Below are 25464 nucleotides of genomic sequence, written 5' to 3' on the forward strand. Positions count from 1 at the left end.
GCTCACTCCTACAGGGGATTGTGGTGATTTCAGGATTTGAAACAGGCTGAACTGAGTTTTTCGAGCACACGATCAGCCTTGATTTCGGCCTGGATCATGGTCGCCTGCCAGGTTGCAACGCAGGGCTGAAGGTCTGCTTCCAGCTCGGCTTTCGCCAGCCATTGCCAGCAATCGTGCCAGTCGCCCAACGCGCCTTGGGCCGACTTCAATCGCGCCAGCGCCGCCTCGGGCAGACGATCCAGTTCGGGATAAGCTTCGATGCCGTAGCGCACTCGTTTGATCAACAGACGCAGACGATGACGGTCGTGAGCGGGATCATGCAACGCCTCGTCAAGTTTCTGCCATTGCTTGCCCAAGCGTTTTTCGATGCGTTTGCCCAAGCCCTTGAGCAAACCCTGACGCTGAGAGGCGCGCAGGAATCGCGGGAAAGCGTCGAGAATCATCAGCAGCGAAGCCACCTCGGCACTCGCCGCCAGCGCCGGATAGGCCTCCGCCATCTGCGCCATGCGCCGTTGCGCAGCTTGCGGCTGATCATGCTTGAGCAGATACGCCGCCAACACCTCGCGATCACGCCAGGGTGTGGTCAACTGGCCAACAGCAGAAGCCGCGTCTTCGAGTTGCTCGACACCCGGCAAACCGCGCAATGGCCGCAGCAGACTGCGCAAACGCCGCACCGTAGTGCGCAGATCATGCAGCGCCTCGGGATCGGTGCGCGCGCTCAACCGCGCCTGACAAGCCAGCAAGCGCACCTCAAGGCTCAGGACATGAGCCACCAAGCGGTCAACCAACGCAGACATCTCTTGCTCCCGTTTCAAATGGCCTCGGGGATGAGTCTGGCGCTTTGCCAACCCTGCATCCTTGCTTCACGTCAGCAGCTTAGCGCCCGGCGCGGGATTCGCGAATGTAGAAGCGCGCCTTCTCGGCTTTCTTGCTGCAACCTTCAAAGCCCTCGAATTGCTGCTGGGTCTTGGCCGCGGTCAGCAGCGACAGCGCTTTGGAATAACTGACGGTGCCGGCAAAACCTTCGGCCTTGGCCAGATCCAATTCATGCCAAGCGGCGTCGAGCTGGCTGCCACAGCTGTCGCGGTAAGCGGTTTTACCGGCGCAACCGGCCAATGCCAGAGCCATCAACGGCACACAGATCCAGGCTTTCATCACTCACACCTCAAAATAGGTCAACAGTCGTGCAGGTAAGACGGTAAGGCTGCGAAAAAGTGCCTTGCCGGCGGGTGAAACCGCGCAACTGAGAAGGATAGCGCTGAAGGGTCATGCAATATCGAAAAAACGACGTCACCGGCGCACTCAACGACCATGGCGATTGAGCCCGCCCAGCGATGGGTGCATTGTGGAACCTTGTCGGGGAGGAAGCTGGATGAAAAAGCGTGTCGCATTGGTGCTGGGCTCCGGTGGCGCCCGGGGCTACGCCCATATCGGGGTCATTGAAGAGATTGAACGACGCGGTTATGACATCGCCTGCATTGCCGGATGTTCGATGGGCGCGGTGGTCGGCGGGATCTACGCCGCCGGCAAACTCGATGTATACAAGAACTGGATCGAAAGTCTCGACTATCTGGATGTGCTGCGGCTGGTCGACGTGAGTTTTCGTCTCGGCGCGATTCGTGGCGAGAAGGTCTTCGGGCAGATCCGCAAGATCGTCGGCGAGATCAACATCGAAGACTTGCGCATCCCCTACACCGCCGTCGCCGCCGACCTCACCAATCAACAGGAAATCTGGTTTCAGGAAGGTTGTCTGCATCAGGCAATGCGCGCCTCGGCAGCGATTCCAAGCCTGTTCACGCCAGTCATGCAAGGCAATCGCATGCTGGTCGACGGCGGCATTCTCAATCCATTGCCGATCGTGCCAGTGGTCTCCAGTCACTGTGATCTGATCATTGCGGTCAATCTCAATTCGACCAACCAGCGCCATTACAAATTGCCGGTGATCCAGCGCCCGCCGGCGTTCCGCTCGCGATTCGACAGCCTGATCAATTCGTTGGGGTCGAAGATGCCGTTCCGCCGCAAACAGGCTGAGCAGTTGTTGAAGCTGGAACAGGAAGCACTGCGCGCCGAGGCGGCAGATATCAACCCATGGCTCGAAGGCGCCGAGCCGGAGAGCCAGCAACCGGCCGCCGCGCCCGAACGTGAAGGTGCACCGAAATCCGCGACCGGTTCGTTCATCATCGATAACGTCGGGCCGGCGTCGCTGCTGGACTTGATCAACCAGAGTTTCGAGGTGATGCAGACCTCGCTGGCGCAGTACAAGATTGCCGGTTATCCGCCGGATATCCTGATCAACGTGCCGAAGCGGGTGTGCCGGTTTTTCGAGTTTTACAAGGCACCGGAGTTGATCGCGTTGGGGCGAGAGATTGCGCGGGATACGCTGGATCGGTATGAGAGTGAGCAGCAGCAATAAAGATCAAAAGATCGCAGCCTTCGGCAGCTCCTACAGGGGAACGCATTCCAATGTAGGAGCTGCCGAAGGCTGCGATCTTTTAGCTATCCCGCAGATTCCAACAACCGATAACCAACCCCGGCTTCAGTGACAATAAACCGCGGCCGCGTCGGGTCATCCGCCAGTTTCTGGCGCAAATGCCCCACCACTATCCGCAGGTAATGGCTGTCCTCGGTGTGCGTCGGTCCCCAGATATCCTTGAGCAGTTGTTGCTGGGTAATCACCCGCCCCGGATGCCGCGCCAGTTGCGCCAGCACTGCGTATTCCTTGCGGGTCAGCGCCACTTCGACGCCGTCGAGCAACACCCGCCGGTACGCCAGATCGACAGTCAGCGGGCCGAAATTCAGCGCCGCTTGCTGCGCCTCGCCTGCCGGGGCCTGGCGCAACAATGCCCGCACCCGCGCCAGAAACTCCTGAATCCCGAACGGCTTGGTCACGTAGTCATTGGCGCCGCCATCCAGCGCCTGGACTTTCTGCCCTTCACTTGCGCGCACCGACAGCACCAACACTGGCGCCGTAGCCCATTCGCGAAACTCGCGCAGCACTTGCTGGCCGTCCATGTCCGGCAGGCCGAGATCGAGCACCAGCAGGTCCGGTTTGTTCAGCGCCGCTTGCGCGAGACCTTCGGCACCGGTGCCGGCCTCAAGCACTTTGTAGCCCTGTGAGGCGAGGCTGATGCGCAGGAACTTGCGGATCTGCGGTTCGTCGTCGATGACCAGAATGGTCGCGGTCTGGCTCATGGATTCACATCAACAGAAAAGAGTGGCAAGAGAGTAGCGCAAGCGAAGTCAGGCTTCATCATCCATCCCCGGCTGGGTCTGCAAGGGCAGGTGCAAGGTGATGCAGGTGCCGCGCCCTTCGATGCCATCGGCAACGCTGATCCGCCCGCCGTGCGCGCCGACCATGCCCTGACAGATCGCGAGGCCAAGACCGGTGCCCTGGCCGCCGCGATCACCGCGCGCGGCGGTGTAGAACATGTCGAAAATCTTCGCCCGCTCGTCTTCCGGAATCCCTGGTCCTTCGTCGCTGACCGAGAAGAAAATCTCTTGGTCAGCGGCGCCGGCACGCAATTCCAGACGACCGTTGGCCGGCGAGAACCGTGCAGCGTTTTCCAGCACATTGACCAGCGCCTGTTCGATCAGCGCGGCATGTACGAACAGCAACGGCAACTCGCCAGGCACACCGGTACTGACCTGCAACGGCGCCAGCACCGCGCGCAGCCGATTGAGCGAACTGCCGACGATGTCCGCCGGCGACACCCAGTCCCGCGCGAGCTTCAAGGCGCCATGCCCGAGGCGGGTCATGTCGAGCAGGTTCTGAATGTAGCGATCGAGGCGTTCGGCTTCATCACGAGTGCCTTCGAGCAGTTCGCGGCGATCCTCCAGCGGAATCGCTTCGCCCAGCGCCAGCAGGCTGTCGATGCTGCCGCGCATGGCGGTCAGTGGCGTGCGCAAGTCGTGGGACACCGAGGCCAGCAACGCGCTGCGCAATTGCTCGGTTTCGCCATGCAGGCGTGCGGCTTCGAGATCATCCGCCAGTTGCGCACGGGCCAGCGCTTGCGCCAGTGGCTGACTCAATGCGGTGAGCAAGCGCCGACGCTGACCGCTCAAGGTCTGGCCCTCTTTGGCGCAGACACCGAGCAACGCCAGCGGCCCATCTTCAACGGAAAGCGGCCACCACCACCAGCGCCCGAGCGGTAGCGTGCCGGTGCCCATGCCTGCCGGTTGATCGTGTTGCCAGGCCCAGTCAGCGGCGGCGCGTTCGGACTCGGTAAATTGCAGCGGGCCACCGGTCTCGACTTTCCAGCCGTTCTGGCCATCGCGATTGAGCAGGCACAGTTGCAGATCGCTCCAGCCATTGAGGTGTTGCGCGGCAGCACTGACCACGGCCTGACGGTCGGTGGCGGCAGTGAGTTTGCGCGACAGGTCGAGCAGTTCGGTGGTCTCTTCCTGCGTGTCGCGCAATGCCTGCAATTGCCGCCGCTGGCGCGCCGCAAGGTTGCCGGTGAGCGCCGCCATCAGCAGGAAAAACAGCAGGGTCAGCACGTCTTCTTCGCGCTGGATGCTGAAGGAAAAATTCGGTGGAATGAACAGAAAATCGTAGGTCAGAAACGACAACGCCGCGCACGCCAACGCCGGACCGAGGCTGCTGCGCACCGCCACCAGCAACACCGCAGCAAGGAACACCAACGAGATGTTCGGCAACGGCAGCACACTCGACACCGCCCATGCCAAGGCGCTGGCCAAAACCGTGGCGACCAGCGCCAGCGCATAGTCGAACCACACCAGCGTCAGTGGGTTGCGCGGGCGTGGTTGATGCTGTTGTTGATCGCTGTCGAGGACGTTGATTTCCAGACCGTGCGCCTGCCGCAGTAATCGCGCAGCGAGACCGCCACCGAACAGGCGCCGACGCAAACGTGGTCGCGACTGGCCGACCAGCACCAGGCTCGCACGGCGTTCAGCGGCATGCTGGATCAGGGTTTTAGCCACTTCGCCGGCACGCAGTAAAACCACTTCACCGCCGAGGCGTTCGGCCAACTGCTGGGCACTTTGCAAGCGCAGCCGCGACTGCTCGTCACGCACGCTGCCGTTGTCGACATGCACCAGACTCCACGGCAAATGCCGACGCTGAGCGACGCGACTGGCATGCCGCACCAGACGTTCGGCCTGAGCATCGCCATCGACCCCCACCAGCAAGCGCCCACGCACCGCCGGCGCCGCCTGACCGAGTTGACGATAGCCTTGGGCGAGATCGTTATCGACCTGCGCGGCAGCGGTTTGCATCGCCAGTTCGCGCAATGCCGTGAGGTTGGTCTGGGTGAAAAACGCATCAATGGCCGCCCTCGCCTGCTCCGGCACGTAGACCTTGCCTTCGCGCAGACGCTCGAGCAATTCGCGCGGCGGCAGGTCGATCAGCAACAGTTCGTAGGCTTCTTGCAGGACCCAGTCCGGCAGGGTTTCGCGAACCTGCACACCCGTGATGCCGCGCACCTGATCGTTGAGACTTTCCAGGTGCTGGACGTTGACCGTGGTGAACACGTCGATGCCGGCGGCGAGCAGTTCCTGAATGTCTTGCCAGCGTTTCGCGTGACGGCTGCCGGGGGCGTTGCTGTGGGCCAGCTCATCGACCAGCACCAGTTTCGGCCTGGCGGCGAGGATGCCGTCGAGGTCCATTTCTTCGAGCATCACGCCACGGTATTCCGAGCGCACCAACGGTTGCTGCGGCAGGCCGCCAAGCAGCGCTTCGGTTTCGGCGCGGCCGTGGGTTTCGACCACGCCGGCGAGGACTTTCACGCCTTGGCGAAGCTGCGTGTGGGCGGCCTGGAGCATGGCGTAGGTTTTGCCGACACCAGGGGCGGCGCCGAGGAAAACCTTCAGGCGGCCACGGCCGTCACGGGGCAGATCTGCTAACAGTGCATCGGCGCGGCCGGAGTCGCTCATGCTGGGAGTGCCTTGTTCAGTTTGAAATTGATGTGAAGCTTTAAAAGATCGCAGCCTGCGGCAGCTCCTACATGGGGCTGTCGATCCGGGACATGATCGCCGCGCGGGCGCCGGTCCGGTGCCACATGAACGGCGGATGTACGCCGATCCAGTGTAGGAGCTGCCGCAGGCTGCGATCTTTTGATCTACAGCTTTTCCAGCGCCATGTTCAGCTCAAGCACATTCACCACCGGCGGCCCCACCAACGGCTGTTCGATGTGCGCATCGAGCAGTTGCTGCAAGGTCGATACCGGCAGGTCTCGCGCGGCCGCGACTCGCGCCAGTTGATAGGCAATCGCTGCCGGAGGCAAGTGCGGATCGAGACCACTGCCGGAGGTGGTCAGCAAGGCCAATGGCACCGGCCCCTGGCCGGGAACCTGCAACTTGTTGGCGTCATCGATCACCCGCGTGGCGAGTGCCGGATTGCTCGGTGCCAGGTTGCTGGCGCTGCTGGAAACGGTAGCAAACGCACCGGCGGAGGGACGTGGGTGAAACCACGCATCGCCGACGAAATCCTGGGCGATCAGCGACGAGCCACGGACTTTGCCATCGGCGTCATGCACCAGGCTGCCGTTGGCTTGAGCGGGGAATGCGACTTGCGCGACACCGGTTACCACCAGTGGATAGGCGACGCCGGTAACCAGGGTCATCAGCACCAGCAGGCTGAGGGCGGGACGTATCATTGTGGACATTGCAAGATCCTCGAATTCGTTGGGCAAACTTTGGTGGGGTGTCAGGGAGCTCTTTTCCCCCTCACCCCAGCCCTCTCCCCCAAGGGGGCGAGGGGGAAAGGGAGCCGATTTATGTGCTTTTCAAAATCTGAGTTCGGCTCGGTATCTCAAGTCGGTGAAACTCTGAAAAACCACTCGGTCAGTCCCCTCTCCCCTCATGTCGCTGAGGAGAAATGGAGCCGATCCTTGTGCTTTTCAAAACCTGAGTTCGGCTCGGTAATTCAGGTCGATGTACCTCTGTTTAACCACTCGGTCAGTCCCCTCTCCCTCTGGGAGAGGGTTAGGGTGAGGGGCTCTTCAAAACTCAAACCAGATGCATCGCCGTGAGCAGCATGTCGATCGCCTTGATCCCCACGAACGGCACCACAATTCCGCCCAGCCCATAGATCAGCAGATTGCGTCGCAACAACGCCGCCGCACTCGCTGCCTGCACGCGCACACCGCGCAACGCCAGCGGGATCAGCACGACGATGATCAACGCGTTGAAAACAATCGCCGAAAGAATCGCGCTCTGCGGACTGGTCAACTGCATGATGTTCAACACGCCAAGCTGCGGGTAAATCGAGGCGAACAGCGCCGGCAGGATCGCGAAGTATTTGGCGACGTCGTTGGCGATGGAAAAAGTCGTCAAGGCACCGCGCGTCACCAGCAATTCCTTGCCGATCTGCACCACGTCGAGCAGCTTGGTCGGGTCGCTGTCGAGATCGACCATGTTCGCTGCTTCGCGGGCAGCCTGGGTGCCGTCGTTCATCGCCATGCCGACGTCAGCCTGGGCCAGCGCCGGGGCATCGTTGGCACCGTCGCCGCACATCGCCACCAAACGCCCGTCGTTCTGCTCGTGACGAATGCGCGCGAGTTTCTTCTCCGGGGTGGCTTCGGCGAGGACGTCATCGACGCCCGCTTCAGCGGCGATCGCAGCAGCGGTCAACGGGTTGTCGCCGGTGACCATTACCGTGCGAATCCCCAGTTTGCGCAGTTCGGCAAAGCGCTCGCGAATGCCCGGTTTGACCACGTCTTTGAGATGGATTGCGCCGAGCAGTTTGCCGTCGGCGCAGACCAGCAACGGCGTGCCACCACTCTGGGCAATCTTGTCGATTTCCCGCGACAGGGCCGGAGCCAGATCGGAGCGTTTCTGGCCGAGGAAACTCAGTAGCGAATCCACCGCGCCTTTGCGGTAGACGCGACTTTGATAGTCGACGCCGGACAACCGGGTTTCTGCGCTGAATGGCACAGCGGTCAGGGTTTCCGGCGCCGGCTCAGGTTGCGGGTGCAGGCCACGCAGGTACTCGACGATGGATTTACCTTCAGCGGTTTCGTCGGCCAGCGAGGCGAACAGCGCACCTTCGGCCAGCTCGCGACCTGTCACACCGGGCGCGGCATACACCGCACTGCAGCGACGGTTACCGAAGGTGATGGTGCCGGTCTTGTCGAGCAACAGCACATGCACGTCACCCGCCGCTTCCACCGCACGGCCGGACTTGGCGATCACGTTGAGGCGCACCAGACGATCCATCCCGGCAATACCAATCGCCGAAAGCAGACCGCCAATGGTGGTCGGAATCAGCGTGACCAGCAGTGCCACCAGAAACACCAGCGGCAGGCTGCCGTTGGCGAAATGGGCGAACGGTTGCAGGGTCACGACCACCAACAGGAAGATCAACGTCAGGCCGATCAACAGAATATCCAGCGCGACTTCGTTCGGCGTCTTCTGGCGTTTGGCGCCTTCGACCAGCGCGATCATGCGGTCGAGCGTCGACTCGCCGGGATTGACGGTGATTTTCACCAGCAACCAGTCGGACACCAGTCGGGTATTACCGGTGACGGCCGAGCGGTCACCGCCGGACTCGCGGATCACCGGCGCCGATTCACCGGTGATCGCCGCTTCGTTGACCGCCGCGATGCCTTCGATGACTTCGCCGTCACCGGGGATCATCTCCCCGGCTTCGACGCGCACCACATCGCCTTTGCGCAAACTCGCCGCGGGCACCACCTGAAAGCTGCCATTGGCTTGTTTGCGCCGGGCGCTGAGGCCTTCGCTGCCAGCCTTGAGGCTGTCGGCGCGGGCCTTGCCACGGCCTTCGGCCAAGGCTTCGGCGAAGTTGGCGAACAGCACGGTGAACCACAGCCACAATGCAATTTGCGCGGCGACGAAGGTCGGCACATCGGCATCGGGAATGAAGCACAGCACAGTGGTGAAAATTGCCGTCAGTTCGACCACCAGCATCACCGGCGAACGCTTCAGTTGCCGAGGGTCGAGCTTGACGAACGCTTGCACCAGCGCCGGCCGCCACAGGGCCGAGATCGCGGTTTTCGCTTGTTCCGGCGCCTTGACGGCGGCGGGTTTGATTGCGGGCATATTCATCGATAAGTCCTCAGAAGCCCATGCTCAGATGTTCAGCGATTGGGCCCAAAGCCAGAGTCGGCAGGAAGGTCAGGCCGCCCACCAGCAGAATGGTCACGGTCAGTAGGGTCACGAACAGCGGGCCATGGGTCGGGAAGCTGTTCTGGCCGATCGGTGCGGTTTTCTTCATCGCCAGGCTGCCGGCCAAAGCCAGAACCGGGAGGATGTAACCGAAACGACCAATCAACATGCCCAGGCCCAGCATCAGGTTGTGGAACGGCGTATTCGCGCTGAGGCCACCGAATGCCGAACCATTGTTGGCGCTCGCTGAGGTGTAGGCATAAAGCAACTGGCTGAAACCGTGCGGGCCGGGGTTGCTGATGGTCGCCGCAGCACTGGGAACCGCAGCGGCAATCGCACCGAGCACCAGCACGCCCACCGGCATCACCAGCAAGGTCACCACCAGCAATTGCACCTCACGCGCCTGGAGTTTCTTGCCGAGGTATTCCGGGGTTCGCCCGATCATCAGACCGGCGAGGAACACTGCGATCAGCACGTTGAGCAACATGCCGTAGAGCCCGGCACCGACGCCGCCGAAGATCACTTCGCCAACCATCATGTTGACCAGCGCGACCATGCCGCTGAGCGGGTTGAGGCTGTCGTGCATGCCGTTGACCGAGCCGTTCGAAGCCGCCGTCGTCGTCACCGACCACAGCACGGTAGCGGTTGTGCCGAAACGTGCTTCCTTGCCTTCCAGCGGCGCGGTCTGTTCGACGGCGGCGTTGTTCAGAGTCGGATTCGGCTGATACTCGGCCCACAGCGACGTTGCACCGCCGATCAGAAACAGCGCCAGCATGCAGGCGATGATCGCGCGGCTCTGACGCAGGTCTTTGACGTAATGGCCGAAAGTGAAGACCAGCGCCACCGGGATCAGAATGATCGAGGCGACTTCGAACAGGTTGCTCCACGCAGTCGGGTTCTCGAACGGATGCGCCGAGTTGACGCCGAAGAAGCCACCACCGTTGGTGCCCAGTTGCTTGATCGCAATCTGGCTGGCCGCAGGACCCAGCGGAATCACTTGATCAACACCTTGCATCGTCACCGCGTTGACATACTGCGCGAAGGTTTGCGGCACGCCCTGCCAGACCAGATACAGCGCCAGCAGCAGGCACAGCGGCAACAGGCCGTAGAGGGTGGCGCGGGTCATGTCGACCCAGAAGTTGCCGAGGGTTTGCGTCGACTTGCGACCGATACCACGGCACAACGCAACCAGCACGGCGAGGCCGGTGGCGGCGCTGACGAAGTTCTGCACGGTGAGGCCGACCATCTGGCTGAGGTAGCTGAGGGTCGCTTCACCGCTGTAGGACTGCCAGTTGGTGTTGGTCATGAAACTGACCGCGGTGTTGAACGCCTGCGTCCATTCCTGGCCCGGCAGGTTCTGCGGGTTCAGTGGCAAGTGATCCTGAAACAACAGGATCGCGAACAGCAGCAGGAAACCGGCGAGGTTGAAGGCGAGCAGCGCCAGCGTGTACTTCTGCCAGCTCTGCTCAGCTTCGGGATCAACACCCGCAATGCGATAGCAACCGCGCTCGACCGGGCCGAGAACCGGCGTCAGCCAGGTGCGCTGACCTTCCATCACCTTGTAGTAAAAGCGCCCGAGCAGCGGCGCCGGCAGCAAGACCAGCGCAAAAAACGCGAGGATCAGCCAATAGTCATAACTGTGCATAGCCGCTCCTAGTTCCGATCCGCGCGCAACAGCGCAACCAACAGATAAATGAACAGCCCCACTGCCAATAGCAGTGACACCCCGTCCAGAACGCTCATGGAAGATCTCCGTGTTACGGCGTATTGCCGCGTGTGCAGTGATTGTCGGAAAGGAGGCTGTAAAGGAACGAGAGCGAGGGTGTTGGCTGTGCATAAAGAAAGCGTAAAGAGTGGGTTTATGCGGGCGTTACGGGGAGGTTTTCTGGCGTTTGTGCAGGCCTGCTCGCGATAGCGTCAAAACAGGCACCACTGCACCCAACTGGCGCATAAATACGGGCCATCCATCTGCGAACATCCCCGATACGACAGCTTTCAACTCATTACGACTTGTTTCAGCGCACTGGCACGCCCACTGCACACGCCCTCCCCCGAGCTTTCCAAACCGTTCAGGGAGCAAATGCATGAACACACAACTCAAACCCACGCTGGGCACGTTGCACCTGTGGGGCATTGCCGTCGGGCTGGTGATTTCCGGGGAGTATTTCGGCTGGAGCTACGGCTGGGGCGTTGCCGGAACACTGGGATTTCTGGTGACTTCGTTCATGGTCGCGACCATGTACACCTGCTTCATTTTCAGCTTCACCGAACTCACTACCGCGATTCCCCATGCGGGTGGGCCGTTTGCCTACAGCCGTCGCGCCTTCGGTGAAAAAGGTGGATTGATTGCAGGCCTTGCCACGCTGATCGAATTTGTCTTCGCCCCACCGGCAATCGCCCTGGCCATCGGCGCCTACCTGAATGTGCAGTTTCCGGCGCTCGATCCGAAACACGCGGCGGTCGGCGCGTACATCGTGTTCATGGGGTTGAACATTCTCGGCGTGAAGCTGGCGGCGACTTTTGAACTGATCGTCTGCGTGCTGGCAGTGGCTGAACTGCTGGTGTTCATGGGCGTGGTCGCGCCGGCGTTCAGCTTCAGCAATTTCGCGCTCAATGGTTGGGCGGGTTCGGACGTGTTTGGCGCACCGGCGATTGCCGGGATGTTCGCTGCCATTCCATTTGCAATCTGGTTTTTCCTCGCCATCGAAGGTGCGGCGATGGCCGCCGAAGAAGCCAAGGATCCGAAGCGCACGATTCCCAAAGCCTACATCAGCGGCATCCTGACGCTGGTGTTGCTGGCGATGGGGGTGATGTTCTTCGCGGGCGGTGTCGGCGACTGGCGTACCCTGGCCAACATCAACGATCCACTGCCGCAAGCGATGAAAACCGTGGTCGGTGACAACTCCGGATGGCTGCACATGCTGGTGTGGATCGGCCTGTTCGGGCTGGTGGCGAGTTTCCACGGGATCATTCTTGGCTATTCGCGACAATTCTTCGCCCTTGCCCGCGCCGGTTACCTGCCCGCTTCATTGGCGAAACTGTCGCGTTTCCAAACGCCGCACCGCGCGATCATCGCCGGCGGCATCATTGGCATCGCGGCAATCTACAGCGACGGTCTGATCAACCTCGGCGGTATGACCCTCACCGCCGCGATGATCACCATGGCGGTGTTCGGCGCGATCGTGATGTACATCATGAGCATGCTCAGCCTGTTCAAACTGCGTAAGTCGGAGCCGAACCTGGAGCGCACTTTCCGCGCGCCGTGCTATCCGTTGATTCCGATGATTGCCTTGGTGCTGGCGGTGGTTTGTCTGGTGGCAATGGCGTGGTTCAACACGTTGATCGGGCTGATCTTCCTCGGCTTCATGGCCGTAGGCTTCGGCTACTTCCTGCTCACCGGCCAGTTGCGTGCCAATGCACCGGCCGACGCCATGCTCACGGGCCAGTAGACCCTTCATGTAGGAGCTGCCGAAGGCTGCGATCTGTTGACTTTGTTTTTTTAGAAACAAGATCAAAAGATCGCAGCCTGCGGCAGCTCCTACAGGGAATTAAGGTGCAGCAGGGATAACCGGCCTAGAATGGAACCACTGCGAAGTAACTTCGCTCAAAAGTGGTATGCAGTGTTGCACGGCGAAATTCTCGTCCGTCACGCTGACATTAAGGAGAGCCGTTATGCCCTGGTATGCCTGGTTGATTCTGGTCGTTGCAATCGGCTCGATCGTCGGCGGTTTGATGATGTTGCGTGACACCGCCAACAAGGTCGAACTGACCGATGAAGAACGCAAACGTGTCGCGGCCCGCAATGCCGAAGCGGACGCCAAAGAGGCGCAAGACCGCTGACAAAAAACCCCGCCTGACTGGCGGGGTTTGTTTTTCAAAGACCTGTCGGACTTATCTGCATGCTTTTTAGAAGTAGAAGTACAGTCACCATTTAATTTTCCTTGGTTAATATGGGGGCATTGTTGCGGAGAGCTCCACATGCGTTACTCGCAGGACCATAAAGCCCAGACCCATCAGCGCATCATCAAGGAAGCCTCGGCGCGATTCCGCAAGGACGGCATCGGCGCGACAGGCCTGCAGCCGTTGATGAAAGCACTGGGGCTGACCCATGGCGGCTTCTATTCACACTTCAAGTCCAAGGACGAGTTGGTAGAGAAGGCCTTGCAGGAGGCTGGCGATCAGGTCGATGGTCTATGCGCTGAATTGTTTTCTCAGGAACACCCTCGCCAGGCATTCATCGAAACCTACCTGTCTGAATGGCATCTGACTTCGCCCCATGAAGGATGCCCGCTGCTGACCATTTCTTCCGAACTTGGCTTGCGTGGCCAGGCAAGCCCGACCAGCGACAAGATTCTCAATGCGCGACTGGAGCAGATAGAGGAAACCCTGACTGGCGAAAACAGCGCTGACCGGGCCATTGTCATCATGTCGACACTGGTCGGGGCGCTGCTGCTGTCACGCAGTGTCGCGGACGCCGAGTTTGCGCAACGCATTCTCGATGTTGCCCGCGACCACCTCAAACAGTCCGAAGATTAAGCCTGCCAACGCTTGAACAACACACTGGCATTGACCCCGCCAAAACCGAAGCCGTTGGACAACGCATATTCGATCGGCATCGGCCGCGCTTGCCCATGGACGATGTCCACACCTTCGCTCGCGGGATCAGGATTGTCGAAGTTGAGCGTCGGTGGCGCCACCTGATCGCGGATCGCCAACAACGTGAAGATCGCCTCGAGACCACCCGCCGCCCCCAGCAAGTGGCCTGTGGACGACTTGGTGGAGGTCACGGCGATTTTCCTCTCTGTGCCAAAGAGCGACTTGATCGCTGCCAACTCACCAAGATCGCCCACCGGTGTGGACGTGGCATGAGCATTAAGATGCTGTATCTGATCCGGGGCTACCCCGGCCTGTGCCAGCGCCAACGCCATCGCCCTGCGCGCCCCGCTTCCGTCTTCCGGCCCGGCGGTCAGATGATAAGCATCGGCACTGGTGCCATAGCCAACCAGCTCGGCCAGAGGCTGAGCGCCCCGAGCCAATGCGTGTTCCAGCGACTCGATCACCAGCAGGCCGGCGCCCTCGCCCATTACGAAGCCGTCACGACCGCTATCGAAGGGGCGTGATGCGCGCTCGGGAGTGTCGTTGTAGCCGCTCGATAGCGCCCGTGCCGCCGCGAAACCGGCAAGACTGACGCGGTCGATACAGGCTTCCGCGCCGCCACACACCGCGATGTCCGCTTCACCGGAGCGTATCAAGCGCGCAGCATCGCCAATCGCCTGAACCCCGGCGGCACAGGCAGTCACCGGTGCGCCGAGCGGGCCCTTCAGACCATGCTGAATGGAAACGTGACCTGCGGCGAGATTGACCAGAAACGACGGAATGGTGAATGGCGACAAACGTCGCGGGCCTCGGCTATCGGTTGTGCGCACGGCGTCGGCAATCGCGCCGAAGCCGCCGACACCGGAGCCGATGATGGTTGCCGTTCGCGCCTGATCGTTTGCGTCAGTGGGGTGCCACCCCGCCTGCTGCAATGCCTGTCGGGCCGCTTCCATGGCAAACAGAATGAAGCGGTCCATTTTCTTCTGTTCTTTCGGTGGGGTAGCGCGGTCCGGGTCAAAACCGGCCTCGGCATCCTCCTCCAGTGTCGGCACCCGTCCGCCGACACTTGTCGGCAGATCCGCGACCACCGCTTCCGGCAGATTGCGTATACCGGAGCGACCGGCCAGCAAGCGCTGCCAAACCGCTTCGACACCGCTGCCCAACGGTGAAACCAGGCCCATACCCGTGACCACTACTCGACGCTGATCCATACCGTGGTTACCTCTGATCAATTCAATTGCCTGACTTGTAGCGTTGGGCTGCCGAGCTACGCGAAAGGTTCGGTGCCATGACGTGCCGCGCGGCTACGAAGGCCTTCCACTCGCCCGCATCGGGCAACGACGGAATGGTGATCAACTCGCCCTGATCCAGTCCTGCCAACGCCGCATCGACCATTTCACCGGCTTCCATGACCATCTCGGCAGGAATGCCACTGGCATCGATCCCGGAACGCTCCCAGATTTCAGTGCGGGTTACACCCGGCAACACGGCCTGGACTTGCACGCCAGTACCTTCAAGCTCCGCGTTCAGCGACTGGGTCAGGCTCAGCACATAGGCTTTGCTAGCGCTGTAGGCCGCATTGAAACGCTCGGGAAACAGCGCCACTACCGAGGCGATATTGATGATCGTGCCCCGTCCGGCCTTGGCAAAACCCGCTGCGGCCGCCGATGCCAGACGCGTCACTGCGGTGATGTTCAACTGGATCAAGCGCTCCAACTGATCGAGGTCTGCATTGGCCAGCAGACCGTCAGCGGCAACCCCGGCATTGTTGACCAGCAGGCTGATGCTCGAATCGCCGCGCAAGCGCTGCTCAAGTTTGAGCACATCATCCTTTTGCGTCAGATCCGCTTTGAGCACCTCAACCTGAACGCCATGCGCATCGCGCAATTTATCTGCGGCGATCTCCAGACGTTCCTGATCACGGGCAACCAACAGCAGATCAAAACCGCGTGCGGCCAGTCGCTCGGCGTAAATCGCACCGATGCCGGAAGAAGCGCCAGTGACGAGAGCCACACCTGGGTTTTTTGCGGAATTCATGCCGGTACTCCTGAAAATGCTCGAAATGGAAAGGCCGCTGGAGGAACAGGCAGTCAGCGGCGGCAATTTATTATAGGCATAATCCAAAGCTCATATGATAGCCGTAATTTTTCATTGTCCGACTAAACGTGTTTATAACCTTGCGGTCCGTCTGTGTAGTGACAAAAGAAAAAAGGCCGGTCAATGACCGGCCTCATGGCTTGGAAAATTTAGTTTAGTTCACTTCCAGCTTTTCACGATTGCGATCCAGAATCGCCTTGCCGATACCTTTCACTTCCAGCAACTCATCCACTGACGCAAATGGCCCGTTTGTTTCTCGATATGCAACAATTGCCTTGGCCTTGGCTTCACCTACGCCGGACAGCTCCTTCTGCAAGGTCGGCGCGTCTGCGTTGTTGAGATCGATTTTCGCACTCTGGGCAGGTGCTGTTGCGTCCACGGCCATTTGCGATTGCGGAATGTCTAATATTGCCACAGGCGCCGCAAATACGGCGACCGAGGCGCTAGTGAGCAGGGCGAAAATCAGAGAGTTGAAGCAACCGGTACGCATGAGTGACACTCCTTTACATCGATTTGAGGAAACAGCTTTTCCTAAGCTGCACCTGAAATCTAGGTGACCCTTGGCGGATGTCAAAACCGAGCTTGTTACCAAACATTGAATAATCCACATGAGGGATTATCCAATGCTCGCATCGCCAGCAGATTCCCAGTGCCCCCCCGCACACCATCACGTCAGACAGCTGTCATTGATGAAGCGCCCATTGCAATGCCTTGGAAAACGCGTCAGTCGAAATCACATAACTACGATGATAGCGATGCACTGAGGCTTGATCCGGACATGATACCCCGCGCACAAACATGATTTCGGCACCACCTGACTCGATAAAACTCGCGTAACCGCGAAAGTTGAAATCCAGGCAATCGTTTATCATTGCAACGATGCGCGCCCCTGCATTACAGAAAATTGCATTAGTAAGCGCCGAACTACACGATCCAACCACAATCTCGGCGGATTGAAATGCATCTACTTGCTCGGAGAAACTCATGGTTTCTGGGTATATCGTCGTGAACCCAAAGTCCTGAAGCACTTTCTCCAACTCGAGTTCATTCACCAACTGACGACTGCTAAACCCACGTCTGGAGAGAAACAAGCGTGTCGGTTTTTCCGAGAATACAAATTTTTCCCTTTCCAGCCCTTGAATGATTTGGGATTTGAGTTGGGAAAAAATATCACGTGGCCACACTGTGTCATAAGCCACTCCGTCTTCCACATCCAAAGGAAAAAAGGCGGGAACCGGAGCAACAGCAAGCCTGGAAAAGTTGACGGCTGTATTAGCCGGCAAGACGACAATGGGTCTGTTTTTTGAATTCAGCAGGGAGAGCGAATCCAGATGTGACTGGGGCATGCTCGCGTCGACCACAATTGAAAATCCGTCATCGCAGAAATCAGTGTCAAACGCTAGCATTCTAGGAAGAAACTCTAGAAACCAATGCCCATAATTCCCACTTTGGACACCAAACATTTTTAATCCATGATCGATCACCATGGGTTGCGTATTTGGCCATTGCACCAAAGCGTGTTCTCCCCTTCGTGAGAGAACAATATTTTCTTTATCGTATATATCACCCAATCCCGAACGTTGAAAAACGGGATGGTTAATACCATCCAATACGAGCTGATGATTACTGATGACGACATTGCATCGTGTGATAGCAGCGATATTCTCCATGATTGCTATATAGAATGGAGGAGCTAAAAGATCTCCAGCTTCAGAAGTAAGCTGTGGAGCTTCCTCAAGAAAACTCAATGACGAGAAAACAATCGGGCGTGCAGGCAAAATCTCGTCATACGAAAAACCAAACTCGTTGCAATGGGTTTTGATTGAACGCATGCTCAGGACGTTTGTGCCAAAATCTCCTTTCTTGAAATTACTTTCACCAATTAAACGTAACGCTTCAGCAGTCTTGCCTTGATTGAAATATTCCCGAGCCAATCTTATTAAGGCACGCCCAGCCGATTCATATCCACGCCGATTGGCCAAGAAAAAATTTCTATAAGCCAGATCGTTGTCACCTCGCCCTTCCGCAATTTCCCCTGCCTTTGTCAACACATATGAATACAGGTTTTCAGAGTCCAAAATTCCAGGATTTTGCGATAACCCTTTGAAGATGCGTTCAGCATAGAAAAAACGCCCGGCCAAACAAAAACACATACCGGCAACTTTTAAATAAAGCGCCGCGGGGATATAACGTTTGGCAAATCGCAAGTGCTTTATGGTTTGATGAAAATCTTTTAGCGAAGCGCTATGTAAGGCCTGATAGGCCATAGCGTATTCGTTTTCAACCGTGTCAGACAAGCCATCGTAGAAATAAGGACCTGACACCAGCTTTGCAATCGCCAGCGGCTCACGGCCTTCATGAATACCAGAGTGTATATAGTGCAACAGAGGGTTTATATTCGCCGCTTCGATATCGGGGTAAGAATCATAATAATAACGTGTCGAAAAGAACGGCGAAGGATCAAGGCCCGCCGCGGCACCTTCCAGAACATAATGTTCCAAAAGAGTAATATCAAGCCATTGCACACCCGGCAACTGTGCCAGGTAATAACCATTGTCGAACAATGGATGAGGGCTACCGTCTATGCTAAATCCGCTCTTGACAAAATCAACCACCGGTTCACTTGAGCCAACGGTGCCTTGTTGATGGTTGCGCAACCAGTAATCCATATCAAAATACGGCCGAACAAGCGCCAGGCGAGCATCCAGATTATCAGTAACTTCTTTTGTTTCAGCAGCCAAACGTTTTGCAAGTACACGACGTAGCAGCGGGATTCTTATTAAAAGACGTTTAACGAATGAAAACTTCATCGCCAGCAACCTCAACAAGTAGTGGAAAGACATTTGTTGAGCAGTTCAATCCTGGGGCGCATCTGCACCTCATAACCAAACTCTCTCAAAATCGCACGTCTTCCGTTTTGCCCGAGTTCCATCAATGCTTGTCGATCTGACAGATAACCGTCAATCACTTGACTGATCAAATCAGGATTTCGGTCAATGATTTTCATCTCATTGTCTTTGAAAATGCGACTGCCATCGAGATGAAAGTTCATTTTTTTGAAATCGCTAAGAAAAACAGCGACCCCTTTCAAACCCGCCTCCACAACAGCGGTTGTCGGAAACCCATCAAATGAATCCGATTGAGAAGGGTCCAAAGCACTGGCATGAATATTCGGAGACAGAATCAAATCCATTTGTGTGTAAAACCCGTCGAAGAAACTCGCAGGTTGCGTCCCATGGAATGTGATATTACCAACATCACCCAAATCTATGGTTTTCTCATCGAATCCACCCACCACGTGAAAACGGATATCCGCTGAATTTGCAAACTTTCTGACCACATCGACAAATACGTCATATCCCTTTTCCGCACCGGTCGCTGAATATTTTTGAGCGACAAAACATACATCGAGAGGTTTATCCAGATTCTTCACCACCGGAACTTTATCGTCCAGTGTGTAAATATTAGGAATAATACCACCATATATATGCAGGATTCGGTCCGGGTCACAAAAACCGCCTTCAACCAGATATCTATAGGAGACGTTTTGCGTTGTAATAATCTTTGTCAGCTTCGGATTGTCGCATAGCTTACGAAGTTTCTTGTCCGAAACCTCGTCATTCAAATTGAACCCACCACCCGGATACAGGGTAAACAAGAGGTGTTCTGCACTCGGCAGGCCTATCTGACTATAAAAATAATCTGCCAGGTTCAAGAAAACGCAATACGCAACTTTTGGACTGCCAATGAAGTCCGCATCGAAATACCGAATCCGATCTGCTGGCAGCCCACTTATCTTTCTAAATTGCTCTACCTGAGTGTGAAATGGCAATGGCTCGCCATACTTGGACAAATCATCCGGTCGCACCTGTATTGAGCATTCGTCAATTTCTGCGAGATAACTTTTAAACTCACCATACCGGAAAGAAGATACTTTGGACGGAAACGACGAGTCCAACAAAAGGATCCGCGAATCGCTAGGCAACTCTGTATTGACTATTTTTGCTTCAGCGATAGTCTTGGTCGCTTCCAAAACCAAGCCTTCAAATGCCGAAGGTATCTCGGCCAGTTCTGCGAGGGCTTTACCCGCAGCCTCTAGCCGACCAAGCCTGAACACGCACAACGCGAGTGCCACTTTGATCTTGCCTGATTCCGGGAGCAAGTCCTGAAAATCAATTAAAATGCAGTGCAACTCGGAAAATCTATTCGAATAAAGATATTGATTGATGAACAGCGTGACAGCTGAATCTTCAATTAACTGACGATGCAACTCAATCAACTCAGGTGTTGCCACCCCTCCCTTAAACCACTCCAGACCACGCCTGACGGTTTCAGGGTCTGACGCCCCAAGACTCAACATCAGGTTCAACTTTACAGCCATGCTGTTCAAGGGGTCGAATTCAAGAGCCTTTTGAATTCTGCGACCGGCATCAGAATTATCAATTGAAAGCGGCCACCGCCCTTCTGCGAAACCACATTCGATGTAATGTAAAAGTGGGTCGGCATTCGCTTCAGCAATATCTGGATACCTCTCCAGATAGAACTCTTTGTCAAGTAGCTCTGTGCATGCCATTTTGACTGCATCTAACTTTTCAGGTTGTTTTTTGATAATCTTAAAAACACAATCGCGAGCGACAGACTTGAAATGTTCGACCATATTATTTATTAGTTTTTGCATTCTAACCCCCAAATTTACATCACACCTGGCGCCTAAAATTTTTAGACCGCTCACTGGCATGACTGCACGGGGCCAGCGCCGCTCTTTTAACTCAGACTCACACAAACTAAAAGCCCACCATAAGAAATGGTGAGCTTTTTCAACAGCAATACTTAAACAGCTTGGTTATAAATAATCAAATACCAAAATAAGCGCTCGCGACGACACTTGGATCTCCGTCCATTTTTATTTTTCCGTGTTCAAGCCAGATAACCCTGTTACAGGTTTTCAAGATGAGATCACGTGAATGAGTCGCCACGACCAATATCTTCGTAGAGTTGAGAATATCGGTCATGCGCGCTTCGGCTTTATGCTGGAAGTTAGCATCGCCCACAGATAACCACTCATCCATCAAAAGAATTTCTGGAGAGATAATGGTAGAAACAGAAAATGCCAAACGCAGATGCATGCCGGAAGAGTACGTACGCGTTGGCATGTCGATGAAATCACCCAGTTCGGAGAATTCAACGATTTCGTCAAATCTGCTTTCGATCTCGGACTTGCTGACGCCCAGAAGAGCGGCGCGATAGTAGATATTTTCTCGCCCGGTTGCCTCATGATCGATACCAAGTGAGATATCAATTAATGAACCAATATCACCTTTGATACTGGCAACACCAGAGGTAGGTACGAACACCCCGGACAACAGACGTAGCAACGTGCTTTTACCCGCGCCGTTATGCCCTAGCAAGCCGACCCTGTCGCCATCCTTGAAGGAAAAATTGATATCGTCCAAAGCGCGAACAACGACATGTCCTCGTTCGTCTGCAGACAGCTTGCCTCCCGTAGCAACCTGAATAAGACGTTTCTTCAAAGAGCGTCCATTAGCGTTGTAGATTGGAAATTCGGCAGTGACGTTATTAAAATCAATAGAAGCCATACAATGTTCCATTAAAGCCAGTAAGGGATACGGCGCATATACCGATTATATATAACAATTGCGAACAACCAGCCGAACACCGCCATGGCGATTGCAAAAATCCAGCTTTCCGGTGAAGGTGTGGTGCCTAATACCGGCCCACGGGTAATTTCCAGAAGATGGTAAACCGGGTTTGCATTAAGCAGGTAGGCCGCATGCCGAGACGGAAGTAACGACGGCGCCCACATAATCGGTGTCAGGTAAAACACAACCTGGGTAGCGTTTACGATGATCTGAGTGATGTCACGGAATCTGGTGCTCAATACGCCAAGGACCAAGGAAATCCAGAGCAGATTTATAGAGACCAGAATGATACCCGGCACAAATAGCAGCATCGTCAGGGTAAGTGGCTTTCCGACAATCAGGAATACAATCGGAATAATGACGATGTTATGCCCTAACACAATAAAGTTGCGCCAGAAGCATCGAAGCACATGCACAAAAAGCGGAATATTCAGTTGCTTGATAATTGCTTCAGCAGAAGTAAAAGCAACGCAACCTTCCGTCACGTTAGACGAGATGAAGCCCCAAAGGACGATCCCCAACGCGAGAAATGGCAAGTATTCCTGCATAGGGGTATTAAAAATCTGCCCGAATACCAGACCAATAGAAGCAATCATCACCCCCATGCTGACTGTTAGCCAAAACGCTCCTAACGCAGAGCGTCTGTACCGCTGCTTGATGTCAGCCCATCCCAGCATGCCGACAAGTTGATAGCGTTTTGCTGACGAAACAATGTCGACCACTGCGTTGAATATTGAGTTACTTGTCATTAATTACGCCATACTTAGTTAAAATCAACCCTGCTCGAGCACGCCCGAGCGAGGTATTTAATCAATCGACGAGTCTTTAGCAAACGTCAAACATACATCCTCGCTCGGTTAAGAACGAGAGAGCCTGCTTAAAACCCGCTGCAAGACTCTGAGCGCTCTTGATTTTTGTTGACTCATCACCGCAACGACTTTCGGACGAAGCACATCGATCTCGCCCAGTTCCTTCTGGAACCAACGATCATTCAGGCCATAATCATCAACAAGGATTTTGTGATGTTCAGGACTGTTCAACAGCTTGTTCAGTTTTAACATACCAATCATCTGGTAGGGTTTCCCCAACCACTGATTATAAATCCAGTACAAAAATGCTTTTTCTATATCAAGATGAATATCCGACGAGATCGTCTTGATCTTCAACAGATCAGAAAAGCCTTCTTCCAATTGTTTCGCAGTAACCTCATCAAAAAACTCATCTGCTATCAGATAGTGCTCATTGATAGTGCGAATCGAATTGGAAACTGTTTGACTGCTGGCATTCTCACCTGGCATCAATCTAAAGGTAATCAATTCTCTGTCAGATATATGGATCGGATAATGTTTGACCAACCGAATCCACATCTCCAGATCGGGCAGCTGGCGCAGCCTGTTGCTGTACATGCCCAGATGTTCGTAGCAACTCTTGCGAATTAACATCGTTGGATGACAGATGCAGTTTCCCAATTCAAAGAACCGCCTCAGCCAAGCACCTTGGGAACGGTTCTCCTGATCGAAGATATCCGACGCCTTCCCCATTGAGGTGCCGTCTTTATCAACAAAGCGAGCCCTGCCGAAACAAGCACCAAGCTCAGGGTTTTCACGCATGGTATTAACTTGGTAAGCAAGCTTATCAACATCGCACCAATAATCATCTGAATTGATGAGCGCGATAAATTCACCCGAAGAACGTTCGATTAGCTCGTTTGTAACAACACCAGCACCTCGGTTCACTTCGTTCGGGAAAAACTTGATCCGATCATCCTTGATAGCGGCAACCACATCTCGGGTAGAGTCTGCGGAGCCGTCATCAGAGATCAAAAACTCGAAATCCACACCGACCTGTCCGAGCACGCTGTTAATTGCCTGTTCGACAAAACTGGCGTGGTTATAAGTCGCCATGATGACGGACACTGTTGGGTTTTTCATACCGAACGACTCCGCTTTACGACTCTGGCAAGCAGATTCATCGCAGCAACAGGAACAAGCAATTTGATAACCATAATAAAAACGGGGGGCATTAAACTCACAAGTGTCGGAATAATACGAAATACCGGCTTCCCAACCGACTCGGCAACATGCCCTAACTGGGACACATTAATCACATGGCGCAAATGGCTGGAGAGCCGCTCGAAGTCGTCGTGAAACACATTGTCGGTCAACGCATCGTATGCCGGCAGAATGGCTAACTGGGTTTTCAGCTTATCGACATGTGGAGTTTGTGTCCAAACGCCACCACCATGAAGACGGTACACCGACATTGGCTCTTGCAAAAAACCGATCAAGCTGGTTCTGGCTAAAACAATGTTGGTAATCCAGTCATATGATTTTATTTCAAACAAGCCGTCGGGGAGCCGGCTCAAGGCACTGCGTCTATACATGCAAGTTGAGAAGTTGCCAACAATATTATCGGCTATCAACTCTCTGGCCGATATAAACCGATGCCCCGTAGCAGCCGGAACTCTCGGCGAAAGCTGTGCACGGTCCTCTTCATAGACATAATAATTGACAGAGCAAACATCAGATTCCCAATGCGCTGTCAAAAAGTCCACTTGGCGTTGCAACTTCAAGGGACTGACCCAATAGTCGTCCCCTTCAAGCACAGCGACAAATTCCGAGGTACACGCTTCAAAACCGCGCTTATAGTTTTTCGTGATACCTAGATTTTCGCTGTAGTCCAGATATTTGAATGTAAAACGTGAATCAGTACCTTCGTATTCTTTAACAATGGAAAGCGTGCTATCGGAAGACTTATCATCCGCTACAACCAACTCAATCGGCCCATCAAATACCTGCCGAAACAGGGCATTCAACGCCTGGCGAATATGTTTTTCGTGGTTGTATGCAACCAATAGAACCGATATGCCGACCGCCTCTTTAAGCACTGGCCACCCCGTCTTCTATTTTTGGTTTCTTAGGGATAAAAATTTCCGCTTCCCCATCAATCACCAACTGGCCTTTGACAGTGCAATAAGTTCTGAACGTCACTACTCGTTTACGCGTGCTCACTGCCTTTACACAAACAGTAGCTTCGACCGTGTCCTGAAGATAAACGGGCGCTTTAAAAACGAGGTTTTGCGAAATATAAACACACCCCGGACCTGGCAGCCGTGTTCCAAACATCGCAGAAAAGAAACCCGCCGAAAACAGACCGTGTGCAATACGCGCCTTGAATCTCGAGTTTTGCGCGTACTCATCACTCATATGAACAGGGTTATTATCTCCCGATAGTCCCGCATACGCTTTAACATCAGCGTCGGTTACTGTATGAGAATAGGACACTTGCATACCGACTTCAATTTGCTCAATCGTCAACTCGGTCGGAAACAGATTAATCGCTGTCATTTACGCAATGCCTCTCGAGTAAGAGGGCGGGCCGGATTACCTACGACTGTCACGCCTGGAGGAACACTCTTGGTCACGACAGCGCCCATACCGACGATCGCACCTCGGCCAATAGTCAGCGGCCGGGACGGTTTACCCTGAATAATTGAAGCACCGGTACCGATATAGGCGTGATCTTCAATAACAACATTCCCATTACATTTGACACCTGGTGCAAACGTAACAAAATCACCGATTACACAGTCATGGGCAACATAAGAGTAAATATTCGCGTGGAAGTGCTTACCAATTTTCGCATTTGACGTTACCGTCACAAATGGCGAAAGCACCGCGCCTTCAGCAATATCATTATTATCAAGGATTACCGCATTACCAGCGATAACCGAGAATGCTCGCGCGCCCTGACTTTCACAGGCAGCGGATATCCGCTCCCGAGCGTCGGATGCGCCGATTGCAATATTGAACAGTCTCTCGCCCGGCAAGGCTAGAAAATCATCTAGTGAAATGACTGGATAACCGTTAATGGTTTCGTCCCCAACATCTCCTTCGACAACAAAGTACAACTCTGCAGCGTCGCTGGCAGGGAGCTTGTCTACCATTGCCTTGGCGAGTGGGATGACTTCACGACCATAACCACCTGCGCCGATTATCCCAAAATACTTTTTCATACCGCCTCCTGA

23 protein-coding genes are annotated in these 25464 nt (G+C 55.5%); 4 read left to right on the forward strand and 19 right to left on the reverse strand.

Going from position 1 to position 25464, the window contains the following annotated elements; genetic code table 11:
* Window positions 1-29 precede the first annotated feature (29 nt).
* Together CQ009_RS06575 and CQ009_RS06580 are read right to left on the reverse strand one after the other, a co-directional pair.
* Window positions 30-797, reverse strand: coding sequence for a CHAD domain-containing protein (locus CQ009_RS06575; protein ID WP_105705231.1), 768 nt, complete (start codon window positions 795-797; stop codon window positions 30-32).
* 79 nt (window positions 798-876) lie between these two features.
* Window positions 877-1155, reverse strand: coding sequence for a hypothetical protein (locus tag CQ009_RS06580; protein WP_007908543.1), 279 nt, complete (start codon window positions 1153-1155; stop codon window positions 877-879).
* Window positions 1156-1372: 217 nt separating this feature from the next.
* Between CQ009_RS06580 and CQ009_RS06585 the strand changes: the two genes are divergently transcribed.
* On the forward strand, window positions 1373-2413 hold the full coding sequence (locus CQ009_RS06585) for a patatin-like phospholipase family protein (RefSeq protein WP_064391414.1): 1041 nt from the start codon (window positions 1373-1375) through the stop codon (window positions 2411-2413).
* 83 nt (window positions 2414-2496) lie between these two features.
* Here CQ009_RS06585 and CQ009_RS06590 read toward each other — a convergent pair whose 3' ends face one another.
* From CQ009_RS06590 to kdpF, 6 genes are all read right to left on the reverse strand, one after another.
* Entirely contained in the window at window positions 2497-3192 is a 696-nt protein-coding gene (locus CQ009_RS06590) for a response regulator (protein WP_064391415.1), read from the reverse strand.
* Window positions 3193-3240: 48 nt separating this feature from the next.
* Complete coding sequence (locus CQ009_RS06595; RefSeq protein WP_105705232.1) at window positions 3241-5892, reverse strand: sensor histidine kinase KdpD; 2652 nt, start codon at window positions 5890-5892, stop codon at window positions 3241-3243.
* Window positions 5893-6077: 185 nt separating this feature from the next.
* Window positions 6078-6623, reverse strand: coding sequence for a potassium-transporting ATPase subunit KdpC (gene kdpC / locus CQ009_RS06600; protein ID WP_064391417.1), 546 nt, complete (start codon window positions 6621-6623; stop codon window positions 6078-6080).
* Window positions 6624-6966: 343 nt separating this feature from the next.
* The gene (gene kdpB / locus CQ009_RS06605; RefSeq protein ID WP_105705233.1) at window positions 6967-9024 is read right to left on the reverse strand and encodes a potassium-transporting ATPase subunit KdpB; all 2058 of its coding nucleotides are present in this window, start codon (window positions 9022-9024) and stop codon (window positions 6967-6969) included.
* A gap of 10 nt (window positions 9025-9034) precedes the next feature.
* Window positions 9035-10729, reverse strand: a complete 1695-nt coding sequence (gene kdpA, locus CQ009_RS06610; RefSeq protein WP_105705234.1) for a potassium-transporting ATPase subunit KdpA — start codon at window positions 10727-10729, stop codon at window positions 9035-9037.
* 8 nt (window positions 10730-10737) lie between these two features.
* Window positions 10738-10827: a K(+)-transporting ATPase subunit F gene (gene kdpF / locus CQ009_RS06615; RefSeq protein ID WP_007899818.1), complete on the reverse strand. Its 90-nt coding sequence runs from the start codon at window positions 10825-10827 to the stop codon at window positions 10738-10740.
* Between the two features lie 341 nt (window positions 10828-11168).
* Here kdpF and eat point away from each other — a divergent pair, with 341 nt between their 5' ends.
* From eat to CQ009_RS06630, 3 genes are all read left to right on the forward strand, one after another.
* The gene (gene eat, locus CQ009_RS06620; protein ID WP_105705235.1) at window positions 11169-12533 is read left to right on the forward strand and encodes an ethanolamine permease; all 1365 of its coding nucleotides are present in this window, start codon (window positions 11169-11171) and stop codon (window positions 12531-12533) included.
* Window positions 12534-12756: 223 nt separating this feature from the next.
* Window positions 12757-12924: a DUF2897 family protein gene (locus CQ009_RS06625; RefSeq protein ID WP_080896048.1), complete on the forward strand. Its 168-nt coding sequence runs from the start codon at window positions 12757-12759 to the stop codon at window positions 12922-12924.
* Between the two features lie 138 nt (window positions 12925-13062).
* On the forward strand, window positions 13063-13620 hold the full coding sequence (locus CQ009_RS06630) for a TetR/AcrR family transcriptional regulator (RefSeq protein ID WP_105705236.1): 558 nt from the start codon (window positions 13063-13065) through the stop codon (window positions 13618-13620).
* Here CQ009_RS06630 and fabF read toward each other — a convergent pair.
* The 11 genes from fabF to CQ009_RS06685 all read right to left on the reverse strand — a co-directional run bounded on the left by fabF (window position 13617) and on the right by CQ009_RS06685 (window position 25452).
* Window positions 13617-14891, reverse strand: coding sequence for a beta-ketoacyl-ACP synthase II (gene fabF, locus CQ009_RS06635; RefSeq protein ID WP_105705237.1), 1275 nt, complete (start codon window positions 14889-14891; stop codon window positions 13617-13619). The genes CQ009_RS06630 and fabF overlap by 4 nt on opposite strands.
* Before the next feature lie 22 nt (window positions 14892-14913).
* Window positions 14914-15717 carry an SDR family oxidoreductase gene (locus tag CQ009_RS06640; protein WP_105705238.1) on the reverse strand — a complete coding sequence of 268 codons (804 nt, stop codon included), beginning with the start codon at window positions 15715-15717 and terminating at the stop codon, window positions 14914-14916.
* Between the two features lie 214 nt (window positions 15718-15931).
* Entirely contained in the window at window positions 15932-16267 is a 336-nt protein-coding gene (locus CQ009_RS06645; RefSeq protein ID WP_105705239.1) for a helix-hairpin-helix domain-containing protein, read from the reverse strand.
* 193 nt (window positions 16268-16460) lie between these two features.
* Window positions 16461-18587, reverse strand: coding sequence for a DUF563 domain-containing protein (locus CQ009_RS06650; protein WP_158260946.1), 2127 nt, complete (start codon window positions 18585-18587; stop codon window positions 16461-16463).
* Between the two features lie 11 nt (window positions 18588-18598).
* Window positions 18599-20455 (reverse strand): glycosyltransferase family 4 protein, encoded by a 1857-nt coding sequence (locus tag CQ009_RS06655; RefSeq protein WP_146117527.1) that lies wholly within the window; start codon window positions 20453-20455, stop codon window positions 18599-18601.
* Between the two features lie 175 nt (window positions 20456-20630).
* A complete protein-coding gene (locus CQ009_RS06660; RefSeq protein WP_064391427.1) occupies window positions 20631-21374 on the reverse strand; it encodes an ABC transporter ATP-binding protein in 744 nt (247 codons plus the stop codon).
* Window positions 21375-21385: 11 nt separating this feature from the next.
* The gene (locus CQ009_RS06665; protein WP_064391428.1) at window positions 21386-22186 is read right to left on the reverse strand and encodes an ABC transporter permease; all 801 of its coding nucleotides are present in this window, start codon (window positions 22184-22186) and stop codon (window positions 21386-21388) included.
* A 108-nt stretch (window positions 22187-22294) separates the two neighbouring features.
* Window positions 22295-23368, reverse strand: coding sequence for a glycosyltransferase (locus CQ009_RS06670; protein WP_064391429.1), 1074 nt, complete (start codon window positions 23366-23368; stop codon window positions 22295-22297).
* Window positions 23365-24324, reverse strand: a complete 960-nt coding sequence (locus CQ009_RS06675; protein WP_064391430.1) for a glycosyltransferase — start codon at window positions 24322-24324, stop codon at window positions 23365-23367. The genes CQ009_RS06670 and CQ009_RS06675 overlap by 4 nt, the downstream gene beginning before the upstream one ends.
* Window positions 24317-24784, reverse strand: coding sequence for a MaoC family dehydratase (locus CQ009_RS06680; RefSeq protein ID WP_064391431.1), 468 nt, complete (start codon window positions 24782-24784; stop codon window positions 24317-24319). Before CQ009_RS06680 ends, CQ009_RS06675 begins: the two co-directional genes overlap by 8 nt.
* The gene (locus tag CQ009_RS06685; RefSeq protein WP_064391432.1) at window positions 24781-25452 is read right to left on the reverse strand and encodes an acetyltransferase; all 672 of its coding nucleotides are present in this window, start codon (window positions 25450-25452) and stop codon (window positions 24781-24783) included. The genes CQ009_RS06680 and CQ009_RS06685 overlap by 4 nt, the downstream gene beginning before the upstream one ends.
* Window positions 25453-25464: the final 12 nt, after the last annotated feature.

Origin of the sequence: Pseudomonas sp. MYb2 (assembly GCF_002979955.1) — a bacterium.
GTDB lineage: Bacteria > Pseudomonadota > Gammaproteobacteria > Pseudomonadales > Pseudomonadaceae > Aquipseudomonas.

Excerpts from the sequence above, each read along its gene's own strand:
- CQ009_RS06575 (WP_105705231.1), bottom strand. The coding sequence starts at position 797 with ATGTCTGCGTTGGTTGACCGCTTGGTGGCTCATGTCCTGAGCCTTGAG.
- CQ009_RS06580 (WP_007908543.1), bottom strand. The coding sequence starts at position 1,155 with ATGAAAGCCTGGATCTGTGTGCCGTTGATGGCTCTGGCATTGGCCGGT.
- CQ009_RS06585 (WP_064391414.1), top strand. The coding sequence starts at position 1,373 with ATGAAAAAGCGTGTCGCATTGGTGCTGGGCTCCGGTGGCGCCCGGGGC.
- CQ009_RS06590 (WP_064391415.1), bottom strand. The coding sequence starts at position 3,192 with ATGAGCCAGACCGCGACCATTCTGGTCATCGACGACGAACCGCAGATC.
- CQ009_RS06595 (WP_105705232.1), bottom strand. The coding sequence starts at position 5,892 with ATGAGCGACTCCGGCCGCGCCGATGCACTGTTAGCAGATCTGCCCCGT.
- kdpC (WP_064391417.1), bottom strand. The coding sequence starts at position 6,623 with ATGTCCACAATGATACGTCCCGCCCTCAGCCTGCTGGTGCTGATGACC.
- kdpB (WP_105705233.1), bottom strand. The coding sequence starts at position 9,024 with ATGAATATGCCCGCAATCAAACCCGCCGCCGTCAAGGCGCCGGAACAA.
- kdpA (WP_105705234.1), bottom strand. The coding sequence starts at position 10,729 with ATGCACAGTTATGACTATTGGCTGATCCTCGCGTTTTTTGCGCTGGTC.
- kdpF (WP_007899818.1), bottom strand. The coding sequence starts at position 10,827 with ATGAGCGTTCTGGACGGGGTGTCACTGCTATTGGCAGTGGGGCTGTTC.
- eat (WP_105705235.1), top strand. The coding sequence starts at position 11,169 with ATGAACACACAACTCAAACCCACGCTGGGCACGTTGCACCTGTGGGGC.
- CQ009_RS06625 (WP_080896048.1), top strand. The coding sequence starts at position 12,757 with ATGCCCTGGTATGCCTGGTTGATTCTGGTCGTTGCAATCGGCTCGATC.
- CQ009_RS06630 (WP_105705236.1), top strand. The coding sequence starts at position 13,063 with ATGCGTTACTCGCAGGACCATAAAGCCCAGACCCATCAGCGCATCATC.
- fabF (WP_105705237.1), bottom strand. The coding sequence starts at position 14,891 with ATGGATCAGCGTCGAGTAGTGGTCACGGGTATGGGCCTGGTTTCACCG.
- CQ009_RS06640 (WP_105705238.1), bottom strand. The coding sequence starts at position 15,717 with ATGAATTCCGCAAAAAACCCAGGTGTGGCTCTCGTCACTGGCGCTTCT.
- CQ009_RS06645 (WP_105705239.1), bottom strand. The coding sequence starts at position 16,267 with ATGCGTACCGGTTGCTTCAACTCTCTGATTTTCGCCCTGCTCACTAGC.
- CQ009_RS06650 (WP_158260946.1), bottom strand. The coding sequence starts at position 18,587 with ATGAAGTTTTCATTCGTTAAACGTCTTTTAATAAGAATCCCGCTGCTA.
- CQ009_RS06655 (WP_146117527.1), bottom strand. The coding sequence starts at position 20,455 with ATGCAAAAACTAATAAATAATATGGTCGAACATTTCAAGTCTGTCGCT.
- CQ009_RS06660 (WP_064391427.1), bottom strand. The coding sequence starts at position 21,374 with ATGGCTTCTATTGATTTTAATAACGTCACTGCCGAATTTCCAATCTAC.
- CQ009_RS06665 (WP_064391428.1), bottom strand. The coding sequence starts at position 22,186 with ATGACAAGTAACTCAATATTCAACGCAGTGGTCGACATTGTTTCGTCA.
- CQ009_RS06670 (WP_064391429.1), bottom strand. The coding sequence starts at position 23,368 with ATGAAAAACCCAACAGTGTCCGTCATCATGGCGACTTATAACCACGCC.
- CQ009_RS06680 (WP_064391431.1), bottom strand. The coding sequence starts at position 24,784 with ATGACAGCGATTAATCTGTTTCCGACCGAGTTGACGATTGAGCAAATT.
- CQ009_RS06685 (WP_064391432.1), bottom strand. The coding sequence starts at position 25,452 with ATGAAAAAGTATTTTGGGATAATCGGCGCAGGTGGTTATGGTCGTGAA.